1 protein-coding gene is annotated in these 768 nt (G+C 37.5%); it reads right to left on the bottom strand.

The genetic code is table 11. From position 1 onward, the window contains the following. The coding region (locus tag J3U75_RS09025) for a hypothetical protein (protein ID WP_267391626.1) at positions 1–768 on the bottom strand (768 nt) is incomplete at both ends.

The following is a 768-nucleotide window of genomic DNA, read 5'->3' on the forward strand; positions in this document are numbered from 1 at the left end:
TTGCCAGCCTGCTTTTTAATTAATTTGCCATCATTAGTCACCACCCAGCTATCCAGTATGGCAGCGATATTTTTTTCGGTTTGCTGCCATAGTTTCAGATAGAGCCGGTCATAATTTATACTAACTTTTACTGGAAAATTACTAACAAAAAAATCATGATGACAAGATCGTACTTGACCAACAATATCGCAAAGGATAAGGGTTTTAATGTTATTATTAGCATCTCGATAGATATAGAGATCCCGTCCTGCAATATTATCAGTCCATGGCTGATTGGTACTGGGGTCTATACCGTTATTGGCTTGGAAATAGGTTAAGCCAAATACTTTATTAGGCTGCTTAGAATATTCAAAATCCCAGCTTTCTTTTGACGATTTTAAAATATTTTTAAACCTATGATTATAATTTTTGAATTGCTTAGGACTTACTAAATTATAAACAATCGTATGTCCCCACGGAAAGGGCTTACCTTCAGGAATTAAAGTTTTATTATCATGCAAATAATCTATTTCGGTTTGTTCTTTATAGCTCATCAGCGCACCATCAGTAAGGCGATAAAACAAACCAAAGCTTTTAATGGGTAGCTGATAGGTAATAGGCGGACGTTTGTATTCTTGTGCTTTTTTGCTGGCATCAAAATCACCAGGGTCTCCAACATAACGTACCCAGTGAAGTACTACGCCGTCAGGAATACTGACTGGTTTACCGCCCAGATTACCAATGGAATCATAGCGGCCAAATCGATCCTGATTAATGAAAGGTACCGGC

It is taken from the genome of Snodgrassella sp. B3088 (assembly GCF_026535815.1).
Taxonomy (GTDB): Bacteria; Pseudomonadota; Gammaproteobacteria; order Burkholderiales; family Neisseriaceae; genus Snodgrassella; species Snodgrassella alvi_E.